The sequence below is a fragment of the Pseudomonas eucalypticola genome, assembly GCF_013374995.1.
GTDB lineage: Bacteria > Pseudomonadota > Gammaproteobacteria > Pseudomonadales > Pseudomonadaceae > Aquipseudomonas > Aquipseudomonas eucalypticola.
In genome coordinates this window covers 988,065-999,434 of record NZ_CP056030.1, presented here as the reverse complement: position 1 = coordinate 999,434, position 11,370 = coordinate 988,065, and the positions used below count along the sequence as shown (strand labels likewise).

At 62.3% G+C, this 11,370-nt stretch carries 12 protein-coding genes and 1 tRNA gene; 7 read left to right on the top strand and 6 right to left on the bottom strand.

Features of this window, described 5'->3' with window-relative positions:
- Window positions 1-52 precede the first annotated feature (52 nt).
- From HWQ56_RS04560 to hemA, 6 genes are all read right to left on the bottom strand, one after another.
- Window positions 53-580, bottom strand: a complete 528-nt coding sequence (locus tag HWQ56_RS04560) for an acyloxyacyl hydrolase (RefSeq protein WP_176569893.1) — start codon at window positions 578-580, stop codon at window positions 53-55.
- A gap of 118 nt (window positions 581-698) precedes the next feature.
- A complete protein-coding gene (murI, locus tag HWQ56_RS04555) occupies window positions 699-1,490 on the bottom strand; it encodes a glutamate racemase (protein WP_176569892.1) in 792 nt (263 codons plus the stop codon).
- A complete protein-coding gene (locus HWQ56_RS04550; RefSeq protein WP_176569891.1) occupies window positions 1,483-2,238 on the bottom strand; it encodes a molybdopterin-synthase adenylyltransferase MoeB in 756 nt (251 codons plus the stop codon). Before HWQ56_RS04550 ends, murI begins: the two co-directional genes overlap by 8 nt.
- Window positions 2,232-3,062: a peptide chain release factor N(5)-glutamine methyltransferase gene (gene prmC, locus HWQ56_RS04545; protein WP_158159010.1), complete on the bottom strand. Its 831-nt coding sequence runs from the start codon at window positions 3,060-3,062 to the stop codon at window positions 2,232-2,234. Before prmC ends, HWQ56_RS04550 begins: the two co-directional genes overlap by 7 nt.
- Window positions 3,063-4,145, bottom strand: a complete 1,083-nt coding sequence (gene prfA / locus HWQ56_RS04540; protein WP_158159012.1) for a peptide chain release factor 1 — start codon at window positions 4,143-4,145, stop codon at window positions 3,063-3,065.
- Entirely contained in the window at window positions 4,142-5,419 is a 1,278-nt protein-coding gene (hemA, locus tag HWQ56_RS04535; protein WP_158159014.1) for a glutamyl-tRNA reductase, read from the bottom strand. The genes prfA and hemA overlap by 4 nt, the downstream gene beginning before the upstream one ends.
- A 174-nt stretch (window positions 5,420-5,593) precedes the next feature.
- On the opposite strand from hemA, the gene HWQ56_RS04530 reads away from it, so the two are divergent.
- From HWQ56_RS04530 to pth, 7 genes are all read left to right on the top strand, one after another.
- A complete protein-coding gene (locus tag HWQ56_RS04530) occupies window positions 5,594-7,321 on the top strand; it encodes a tetratricopeptide repeat protein (RefSeq protein ID WP_158159016.1) in 1,728 nt (575 codons plus the stop codon).
- A gap of 4 nt (window positions 7,322-7,325) precedes the next feature.
- A complete protein-coding gene (lolB, locus tag HWQ56_RS04525; protein ID WP_158159018.1) occupies window positions 7,326-7,943 on the top strand; it encodes a lipoprotein insertase outer membrane protein LolB in 618 nt (205 codons plus the stop codon).
- Window position 7,944: 1 nt separating this feature from the next.
- Entirely contained in the window at window positions 7,945-8,820 is an 876-nt protein-coding gene (ispE, locus tag HWQ56_RS04520) for a 4-(cytidine 5'-diphospho)-2-C-methyl-D-erythritol kinase (protein WP_176569890.1), read from the top strand.
- 10 nt (window positions 8,821-8,830) lie between these two features.
- A tRNA-Gln gene (locus tag HWQ56_RS04515) sits at window positions 8,831-8,905 on the top strand.
- 48 nt (window positions 8,906-8,953) lie between these two features.
- The gene (locus HWQ56_RS04510) at window positions 8,954-9,895 is read left to right on the top strand and encodes a ribose-phosphate pyrophosphokinase (protein WP_008373254.1); all 942 of its coding nucleotides are present in this window, start codon (window positions 8,954-8,956) and stop codon (window positions 9,893-9,895) included.
- Window positions 9,896-10,032: 137 nt separating this feature from the next.
- Window positions 10,033-10,632, top strand: coding sequence for a 50S ribosomal protein L25/general stress protein Ctc (locus HWQ56_RS04505; RefSeq protein ID WP_158154033.1), 600 nt, complete (start codon window positions 10,033-10,035; stop codon window positions 10,630-10,632).
- A 144-nt stretch (window positions 10,633-10,776) separates the two neighbouring features.
- The gene (pth, locus tag HWQ56_RS04500; protein WP_158154032.1) at window positions 10,777-11,361 is read left to right on the top strand and encodes an aminoacyl-tRNA hydrolase; all 585 of its coding nucleotides are present in this window, start codon (window positions 10,777-10,779) and stop codon (window positions 11,359-11,361) included.
- Window positions 11,362-11,370: the final 9 nt, after the last annotated feature.

Genomic DNA, 11,370 nt, shown 5'->3' with positions numbered 1-11,370 from the left:
TGTAGCATCGGGTTACCCCGTGGGATCAGGCCCACGGGGTAAACCTGGGTGTTCAGAAGTTCAGCGGCATCCGGTAGTTCAGCGAGTAGGCCTCGATACCGTCGTTCGGCTCCCTGATACCACCGTTGGAATAGTGGATGCCACGGACCGACACTTCCTGGTTGCCGGCAAAACGCAGGCCGAAGCCGACACGGTCTTCGAAGTTGAAGGAAGTCCCGAGTTTGTTGTCACCCACTTCCAGACTGGAGAAGAACGCCACGCCGATGCCCGCCTCCACGAATGGCTTCACCGAGCCACCATCGAATTCATAGCGAAAGACCGGTGCGAACGACAATGTGTTGTTCGACGGTCCGTGGCTGGACGACCCCCAATAGGTGTAACCACCGTCCCAGTAGCCGGTCAGCCGACCCGTGCTGGACTGCAGCCAGCTTTTGTCCCAGTCCGACTGCAACCCCAGCCGGTACACCATCCCCCCATCACCTGTGGTCCCTACCGACACCGACCCATCCAGCGCATGCGCGGCCATGCTCTGCCCAAACGTTAAGGCTGCAAGCGCAACCAAGCCGACCAGTTTTTTCATCAGGGAACATCCTATGTCTGTAATACCGTTTTTGGTTTTATACGTCTGGAAAAGACACGCTATAGAAATCCGGACATCGGTGATGGTTCATTGCCACCTACGGTTTTTTTACGATTATTTATCGTACAAAGCTACTGACAATGTCGGATTTTTTCCAAAGCATAGGTAGGATTTCACGAAAGTGTTGCGGATCGGCACTGGTCCAGAACTGCGCTGGCCGCGCCGGCCCGCTGGCGAGCAGGTCGCGTTGGGCCAGTAGCCGCTGGAGTTGCCGGGCCACGGCCGCGCCCGTATCGATCAGGATAACGTTGGCCGGGATCATGCCCCTGAGCAGCGGTTTGAGGAAGGGATAATGCGTACAACCGAGGATCAGTGTGTCGCAACCGGCAGCCAGTAGCGGCTCCACGTATCGGCGCAGCAGGGTACGCAATGCGTCGCTGTGCAGGTGCCCGGTCTCGATCAGCTCGACCAGGCCTGGGCACGGCTGGGTGACCACTTTCACGTCATTGGCGAAGCGGTCGAGCAAGGCGGCGAACTTGGCACTCTGCAGGGTACCGGTGGTGGCCAGCACGCCCACCACCCCACTGCGAGTGGCTGCTGCTGCCGGCTTCACCGCGGGTTCCATGCCGACGATGGGCCAGTCGGGGTAACGCTCGCGCAGGTCAGCCACCGCCGCCACGGTCGCGGTGTTGCACGCCAGCACCAGGGCTTTGGCGCCTTGCTCGCGGAAGAACTCGGCGACCGCCACGCAGCGTTCACGGATGAACACCGGGGACTTCTCGCCGTAGGGGATGTGTCCACAGTCGGCTACATAGAGCAGCGACTCCTGGGGTAGCAGGGCGTGTATCTCGCCCAGCACCGACAGGCCACCGACGCCGGAGTCGAAGACGCCGACCGGTGCCTCAGCCATGGGCCGGCCCACAGACACTGCACGCCGGGTCGCGCTTGACGCGCAACTCGCGAAACCGCGTGCCCAAGGCGTCCACCAGCAGCAGGCGGCCCACCAGCGGGTCACCGAAACCGGCCAGCAGCTTCAGCGCCTCCAGGGCCTGCAAGCTGCCCACCAGACCTACCAATGGGCCGACCACACCCGCTTCGCTGCAGGTCAGTTCGGCTTCGCTGCCATGGCCGTACAGGCAGTGGTAGCAGGGGCTCTCGGGGCGGCGCGGGTCAAACACCGACAGCTGCCCTTCCAGGCGAATGGCCGCGCCGCTGACCAGTGGCTTGCCAGCCGCCACGCAGGCAGCGTTGACCGCCTCGCGGGTGCCGAAGTTGTCGGAACAGTCGAGCACCAGGTCCACCGCGGCGACCGCGGCAGCCAGGGAGTCTTCATCCAGCGCTTGGCGGTGGGCCACCAGCTTGACCTGGGGATTGATCGCCGCCAGCCGCTGCAACGCCGAGTCGACCTTGCTCATGCCAACGCTGGCGGTGTCATGCAGCACCTGACGTTGCAGGTTGGTCAGGTCCACGGTGTCGAAGTCTGCCAGGTGCAACTCCCCCACACCGGCTGCCGCCAGGTACAGCGCCACCGGGGACCCCAGGCCCCCGAGGCCGACGATCAGCGCACGGCCGGCCTTGAGTTTCAGTTGGCCGTCGATATCGACCTGCGACAGCAGCACCTGCCGGCTATAGCGCAGCAGCTCCTCGTCGCTCAGCATGTGAGGCGCCCCAGGGTGATGCGCTCATGGCCACCGAGGTCTTCGCGGCTTTCGATCTGTTCGAAGTCGTGCTTGGCCAACAGCTCGCGCACCGCCGCGGCCTGGTCGTAACCATGTTCCAGCAACAACCAGCCGCCCGGCTCCAGGTGCGCCGGCGCCTGGGCGATGATGGTGCGCAGGTCGTCCAGGCCGTCGGTGCCGGCCACCAGGGCACTGGCGGGTTCGAAACGTACATCGCCGGCGACCAGATGCGGGTCGGTGGCCCGGATGTATGGCGGGTTGCTGATTATGATGTGAAAGCGCTCGCCGGCCAGCGCGCCGTACCAATGGCTTTCCAGCACCCGCACGTTGCCCAGGCGCAGGCGTTCGCGGTTGCGCTCGGCCAGGGCCACGGCCTCGGCCACCCGGTCGACCGCGGTCACCTGCCAGCCGCCACGCTCGCTGGCCAACGCCAGGGCGATGGCACCGGTGCCGGTGCCCAGGTCCAGCACCTTGGCAGGCGTGGCGGGTAGCAACTGCAGCGCGGTTTCCACCAGCAATTCGGTTTCCGGGCGCGGGATCAGGGTGTGTGGCGCCACTTCCAGGTCGAGTTTCCAGAATCCCTGCTGGCCCAGGATATAGGCCACCGGCTCGCCACGGCGGCGCCGTTGCAGGTAATCGTCGAAGGTAGCTGCCGCCTCGGTGGTGACGATGCGCTCCGGCCAGGTGTGCAGGTAGCTGCGGTTCTTGCCCAGGGCCGCGGCCAATAGCAATTCGATGTCCAGGCGCGCCGTCGGCGACTCCGGCAGTTCGGCGTTTCTGAGCAGGCTGGCAATGATCGTCATTTACTCACCCAATGCCGCAAGTTGGTCCGCCTGATACTCGGCCAGGAGCGGCTCGATCACCGCTTCCACGCCACCCGCGAGAATGTCGTCCAGGGAATACAGGGTCAGGTTGACGCGATGGTCCGTTACCCGGCCCTGGGGGAAATTGTAGGTGCGAATGCGCTCGGAACGGTCGCCCGAGCCTACGAGCAGCTTGCGCTCGCTGGCGATGGCATTCGCCGCAGCGCTGGTCTGCATGTCGTTGAGCTTGGCCGACAGCCAGGCCATGGCGCGGGCACGGTTCTTGTGCTGCGAGCGTTCTTCCTGGCACTCCACCACCGTGCCAGTCGGCAAGTGGGTGATACGGATGGCCGAGTCGGTGGTGTTGACGTGCTGGCCGCCCGCGCCCGAGGACCGGAAAGTATCGATGCGCAGGTCCGCCGGGTTGATCTCGATGGCCACGCGCTCGTCGGGTTCTGGCAACACGGCGACGGTGCAGGCCGAAGTGTGGATACGGCCCTGGGACTCGGTCTCCGGCACGCGCTGCACGCGGTGGGCGCCGGATTCGAACTTCAGCTTGCCGTACACGTTCTCGCCCTCGACGCGGGCGATCACCTCTTTATAGCCGCCGTGTTCACCTTCGTTTTCCGACAGGATCTCGACCCGCCAGCCACGGCGCTCAGCGTAACGCGAGTACATGCGGAACAGGTCGCCGGAGAAAATCGCCGCCTCGTCGCCACCGGTGCCGGCGCGAATTTCCAGGAACACATTGCGCCCGTCGTTGGGGTCCTTGGGCAGCAGCATGCGCTGCAGGTTGCCCTCCAGCACCACCAACTGATCCTTGGCCTCGCGCACTTCCTCCACGGCCATTTCACGCATGTCCGGGTCGCTGTCCTTGAGCAGTGCCTGGGCACCTTCCAGGTCGGCCTGTACCTTGAGCCACTCCTTGTAACCGGCCACGACCGGCTCGAGTTCGGCGTACTCGCGGGAAAAGGTGCGGAAGCGGGCCTGATCGGAAATGATCTCGGCATCGCCCAACAGGGCGGTCAGTTCCTCGAATCGGTCCTGGATGGTATCCAGTTTATTGAGCAGTGACGCTTTCATTGCGGGGGTTTATCCGTGGAGCCCTCGTTGAGGGCAAAGAGTTCCTGGGCCATGGCCAGCGCATCGACGCGGCCTTCGGCGGACAGCTTCTTGAGCTGCACGCTGGGGGCATGCAGCAATTTGTTGGTCAGGCCGCGGGCCAGTTGCACCAGCACCTCTTCGGCGCTGCTACCGTTGGCCAGCATACGCTGGGCTTTTTGCAATTCCTCGTCGCGCAGGCGTTCGCTCTGCTGCCGGTACGCCTTGAGCACGTCTACCGCCGCCAACTCGCGCAGGCGGGCCATGAAGTCGTCGACACCCCCGCTGACCAGTTGCTCGGCGGCCTGGGCAGCGCCCTGCCGGCTCTTGAGGTTCTCGGCCACTACGTCGTGCAAGTCATCGACGCTATACAGATAGACGTCATCCAGCTCGCCGACTTCCGGCTCGATATCCCGTGGAACAGCGATGTCGACCATGAAGATGGGCTTGTGCTTGCGCAACTTCAAGGCACTTTCCACCGCGCCCTTGCCCAGGATCGGCAACTGGCTAGCGGTGGAACTGATGACGATGTCGCTGTTGACCAGTTCCTGGGGAATGTCGGCCAGCAGTACCGCATGGGCACCGAACTGCTCGGCCAGGATACTGGCGCGTTCCAGGGTGCGGTTGGCCACCACGATACGCTTCACGCCCTGCTCATGCAGGTGGCGGGCGACCAGGGTAATGGTTTCACCCGCGCCGATCAGCAAGGCCTGGCTGCGCTGCAGGTCGCTGAAGATCTGCTTGGCCAGGCTCACGGCGGCGAAGGCCACCGACACCGGGTTTTCGCCGATGGCCGTGTCGGTACGCACCTGCTTGGCGGCGCTGAAAGTGGCCTGGAACAGCCGCCCCAGCAATGGGCCGATGGTGCCGGCCTCGCGGGCCACGGCATAGGCCGATTTCATCTGGCCGAGGATCTGCGGCTCGCCCAGCACCAGCGAGTCGAGGCCCGAGGCCACGCGCATCATGTGGCGCACGGCCGCATCGTCCTCGTGCACGTAGGCACTGGCACGCAATTCCTCGTAACTGAGCTGGTGATAGTCGGCCAGCCAGCGCAGCACGGTCTCCGCGGCCAGGTGGTCCTGTTCTATGTACAGCTCACTACGGTTGCAGGTAGAGAGGATCGCAGCTTCGCGGCTGTCGGTCAGGCGGCAGAGCTGCTGCAAGGCTTCAACCAGCTGTTCAGGGGTGAAGGCCACGCGTTCGCGCACGTCCACCGAAGCAGTCTTATGGTTGATACCGAGGGCAAGGAAGGCCATTCAAGGTCGCTGATGATGTAGATAAGCCGACAATTGTCCTACTTAGTCCGCCCCAGAACAACTACCGCAGTCTATTGTCCTAATAGTCTACCCCCGCAGATGCCATCGCTTATGGGTTTGCCCACAGGCTTGTGTCATGATGATCCGACCGCAGGTAAGTCGCCAAAAGTCCTTATGAATAGATCCTCCGCGTTGTTTCTAGCTTTTGTCTTGCTCAACGGCTGTCAGGCCTGGCCGCCCGGCAAGCACCAAGACACCGTCGCCGTGCAGGACAGCACGCCCAAACCGGCGGAAAAACCGCAGGTGTATGGTTCGTTCAGCGAAGACACGGTGTTCAGCCTGTTGACGGCAGAGCTGGCCGGCCAGCGCAATCGCTTCGACATTGCGCTGGGCAACTACGTGGACCAGGCCAACAAGACCCAGGACCCTGGCGTCTCCGAGCGCGCGTTCCGCATCGCCGAGTACGTGGGCGCCGACCAGGCAGCCCTGGACACGTCGCTGGTGTGGGCGAAAAACGCGCCCAAGGACCTCGACGCCCAGCGCGCCGCCGCCATCCAGCTGGCGCGCAACGGCCGTTACGACGAGGCCATGGTGTACATGGAGAAAGTCCTGCAAGGGCAGGGCGACACCCATTTCGACTTCCTGGCACTGTCGGCGGCCGACACCGACCAGGACACCCGCAACGGCTTGTTGCAAAGTTTTGACCGCCTGTTGGCCAAATACCCGGACAACAACCAGCTGATCTTTGGCAAGGCCCTGCTCCTGCAACAGGACGGCGACAATCAGGGCTCGCTGAAACTGCTGGAAGACCACCCGCCACAAAATGGTGAAATCGCCCCGATCCTGCTGCATGCGCGCTTGCTGCAACTGCTCGACCGTGGCAAGGAAGCGCTGCCGCTGCTGGAAAAAAGCATTCGCCAGAACCCGGATGACAAGCGCCTGCGCCTGACCTACGCCCGCATGCTGGTGGAACAGAACCGCATGGCCGACGCCAAGGTGCAGTTCGCCAGCCTGGTGCAGCAGTACCCCGAGGATGACGAACTGCGCTATTCCCTGGCCCTGGTCTGCCTGGAAGCCAAGGCATGGGACGAAGCGGCCGGCTACCTGCAGGAATTGGTGGACCGCGGCGCCCACGTCGACTCCGCTCACCTGAACCTGGGCCGCATCGCCGAAGAAAAAGGTGACCCACAGGGCGCCCTGGCCGAATACGAGCAAGTAGGTGGCGGCAATGACTACCTGCCCGCGCAGCTGCGCCAAGCCGACATCCTCATGGCCAGCGGCCGTGTCGCCGAAGCGCGCAAGCGCCTGGCAGCCGCCCGCGAGGCCCAGCCCGACTACGCCATCCAGCTGTACCTGGTGGAAGCCGAAACCCTGGCCAACAACGACCAGCAACAAGCCGCTTGGCAACTGCTGGCCAAGGCGCTGACGCTTTACCCCGATGACCTGAACTTGCTCTACACCCGCGCCATGCTGGCCGAAAAGCGCAACGACCTGACGCAGATGGAAGCGGACCTGCGGGCCATCATCAAGCGCGAACCCGACAACGCCATGGCACTCAATGCCCTGGGCTACACGCTGTCGGACCGCACCACGCGCTATGCCGAAGCCAAGGACCTGATCGAACGGGCCCACAAGATCAACCCCGACGACCCGGCCGTGCTCGACAGCCTGGGCTGGGTCAATTACCGCCTGGGTCATCTGAACGAGGCCGAAACCTACCTGCGCAAGGCGCTGGACAGCTTCCCCGACCAGGAAGTGGCAGCCCACCTGGGCGAAGTGCTGTGGGCCAACGGCAAGCAGCGCGAAGCCCGCCAGGTATGGGCCAAGTACCTGAAAGAACAACCCGAGAGCCCTACCCTGCGCAACACCGTGCTGCGCCTGACCGGATCCGAGACTTTATAAGCTTATGTTTTTGCGCCATGTAGTTACGTTCACCCTGATCGCCCTGCTCGCCGGCTGTGCCGGCTTCGGTTCCCGCGAGGCCCTGCAGGGCCAGGGCAACCCCCAGCAATGGAGCGCCCACAAGGCGCAACTCACCCAGCTCGATGGCTGGCAGATAGATGGCAAGGTCGGCATTCGCGCCCCCAAGGACTCCGGGAGTGGCACCCTGTTCTGGCTGCAACGCCAGGACTACTACGACATTCGCCTCTCGGGCCCCTTGGGCCGTGGCGCCGCCCGCCTGACTGGCCGTCCGGGCCAGGTGGTGCTGGAGGTCGCCAATCAGGGTCGTTATGAAGCCCCAAGCCCCGAGCAATTGCTGGGCGAGCAACTGGGCTGGGACCTGCCCGTGTCGCACCTGGTCTGGTGGGTCCGTGGCCTGCCCGCTCCCGACACCAGGAGCAAGCTCACCCTGGACGGCGACAGCCGCCTGGCCAGCCTGGAACAGGACGGCTGGAGCGTGGAATACCTCAGCTATACCGAGCAGAACGGCTACGCCCTGCCCGAGCGCATCAAGCTGCACGGCCACGACCTGGACGTGACCCTGGTGGTCAAGAGCTGGCAACCACGGCAACTGGGGCACTGACATGACCCACCCACGCCTGACCCTGCCCGCCCCGGCCAAGCTCAACCTGATGCTGCACATCCTTGGCCGCCGCGCCGATGGCTACCACGAGCTGCAAACCCTGTTTCAGTTTCTTGACTACGGTGACGAGCTGGATTTCGCCCTGCGCCAGGATGGCGAAATCCGCCTGCACACTGAAATCGAGGGCGTGCCCCACGACAGCAACCTGATCGTGAAAGCGGCGCGCAAACTCCAGGACTTGTCGGGCACCGCCCTGGGGGCCGACATCTGGTTGCGCAAAGTGCTGCCCATGGGCGGCGGCATTGGCGGTGGCAGCTCGGATGCCGCTACCACACTGCTGGGCCTCAACCACCTGTGGAACACGGGCATCGACGTCGACCGCCTGGCCGCACTGGGCTTGGGCCTGGGCGCCGACGTGCCGGTTTTCGTCCGCGGCCACGCGGCTTTCGCCGAGGGCGTGGGGGAAATCCTCACCCCGGTGGAGCCCGAGGAACCCTGGTACCTGGTGCTGATTCCGCAAGTCTCTGTAAGTACAGCAGAAATTTTTTCAGATCCGTTGTTGACACGCGATTCACTTCCCATTAAAGTGCGCCCCGTTCCCAAGGGAAACAGCAGAAATGACTGCGAAGCGGTAGTCTCAAGGCGTTATCCAGAAGTACTTAACGCATTGAATTCATTGAAGAAATTCACTGAAGCAAGACTCACCGGAACTGGAAGTTGTGTGTTTGGGGCCTTCCCAAGCAAAGCGGAAGCTGATAAAGTTTCGCACCTTCTTGCAGAGACCCTTACAGGGTTTGTAGCAAAGGGAAGCAACATTTCGATGTTGCATCGCACGCTGCAAAATCTGTCACAGGAAACGAGTGCCATCCACTCGTAGCAATAGATACAGGGGCGTCGCCAAGCGGTAAGGCAGCAGGTTTTGATCCTGCCATGCGTTGGTTCGAATCCAGCCGCCCCTGCCATTTTCCTTATACTCATCCAGGTATACCCTCAGCCGGCAGGTACTGCGCGTGTCCAAGATGATGGTCTTTACGGGGAACGCTAACCCCGATCTGGCTCGGCGTGTCGTACGTCAGCTGCATATCCCACTGGGTGACGTCTCTGTCGGTAAATTCTCCGACGGTGAAATCAGCACTGAGATTAATGAAAACGTCCGCGGTAAAGACGTCTTTATCATTCAGCCGACTTGCGCTCCGACCAACGATAACCTGATGGAACTGGTAGTGATGGCCGATGCCTTCCGCCGCTCCTCAGCGTCCCGAATCACTGCGGTGATTCCGTACTTTGGTTATGCCCGCCAGGATCGCCGTCCGCGTTCCGCGCGTGTGGCTATCAGCGCGAAAGTCGTCGCTGACATGCTCACCGTGGTGGGGATCGACCGTGTTCTCACGGTGGATCTGCATGCTGACCAAATCCAGGGTTTCTTCGATATTCCAGTAGATAACATCTACGGTTCCCCCGTTCTGGTGGATGACATCGAAGATCAACGCTTCGAGAACCTGATGATCGTGTCCCCGGACATCGGCGGCGTCGTGCGTGCACGTGCTGTTGCCAAGTCCCTGGGCGTCGATCTGGGTATCATCGACAAGCGCCGTGAGAAAGCCAATCACTCCGAAGTGATGCATATCATCGGCGACGTCGAAGGGCGTACCTGTATTCTGGTCGATGACATGGTCGACACCGCCGGCACCCTGTGCCACGCGGCGAAAGCCCTGAAAGAGCATGGCGCTGCCAAGGTCTTTGCCTACTGCACACACCCTGTGCTGTCGGGCCGGGCGATCGAGAACATTGAAAACTCCGTGCTGGACGAGCTGGTGGTGACCAACACCATCCCGCTGTCCGCTGCAGCACAAGCCTGTGTACGTATCCGCCAACTGGATATCGCACCGGTCGTGGCCGAAGCGGTTCGCCGCATCAGCAACGAAGAATCGATCAGCGCGATGTTCCGCTAAGGGCCCTGCCCCGCGAACACCCCGTTGACGAAAAGCGCCCCGCCCCAACAATACCGTTGGGGCGGGGCTTTTTTGCCCACCCCGCTTTGACGCTGGTCGCAAACGTCACCCGGGGATGGCTATTTTGGAGATGTAAAATGACTGATTTCATCCTGAACGCCCAAGCGCGTACCGACCTGGGGAAAGGTGCGAGCCGCCGCCTGCGTCGTCTCGCCTCCCAAGTTCCTGCCGTTATCTACGGTGGCGACAAAGAAGCTGAATCCGTAAGCATCCTGGCCAAGGAAATCGCCAAGCTGTTCGAAAACGAGGCTGCCTACAGCCACATCATCGAACTGAACGTCGACGGCAAGAAGCAGAACGTCGTGGTCAAGGCCATGCAGCGTCACCCAGCCAAGCAGTTCATCCTGCACGCTGACTTCGTACGCGTTGTTGCCGGCCAGAAACTGACCGCTATCGTTCCTGTGCACTTCATCAACGAAGAAGCACCCGTGAAGAAAGGCGGCGAGATCTCCCACGTTGTCAACGAGATCGAAGTTTCCTGCGAAGCCAAGGATCTGCCTGAGTTCATCGAAGTGGACCTGGCTGCCTCCGAGATCGGTTCGATCATTCACCTGTCCGACCTCAAGGCCCCTAAAGGCGTTGAATTCGTAGCCCTGGCTCACGGCAACGACCTGGCTGTCGCCAACGTCCACGCGCCACGTGTAGCTCCAGAAGCTGAAGAAGGCGCTGCCGAGTAATTCACTCGGTACGCCGGAGTTGTAATGACATCGCGGTAGTATGAGCGGACGAGATCGCGAAGTTTACACAACCGACTCGTCCACCCGTGCCACCGGCCCTGCCGGTGGCGATGTTCAATTCGATTCCAAGGAAGAGCCCCTGTCGTGACCGCCATTCAACTGATCGTTGGCCTGGGTAACCCCGGCCAGGAATACGAACAGACCCGGCATAACGCAGGGGCTCTTTTCGTTGAGCGCATTGCTGCCAAACACGGCGTCAGCCTGGTAGCCGATCGCAAGTATTTCGGCCTGACGGCGCGTTTCAGCCATCAGGGCCATGATGTTCGTCTGTTGATCCCCACCACCTACATGAACCGTAGCGGCCAGGCCGTCGCGGCCTTGGCGAATTTCTACCGCATTCCGGTAGACGCCATCCTGGTGGCCCACGACGAACTCGACCTGCCCCCCGGCGTTGCCAAGCTCAAGCTCGGCGGCGGCCATGGCGGGCATAACGGCTTGCGCGACATCATCGCGCAGCTGGGCAACAACAACGGCTTTCACCGTCTGCGGCTTGGCATCGGCCACCCGGGTGTGGCCAGTCAGGTATCCAACTTCGTTCTGGGCCGGGCGCCGCGCGCCGAACAGGACAAGCTGGACGCCAGTATCGATTTTGCCCTCGGCGTGTTGCCGGATATCTTCGCCGGCGAGTGGAATCGCGCGATGAAAAACCTGCACAGCCAAAAGGCCTGACTCCACGAA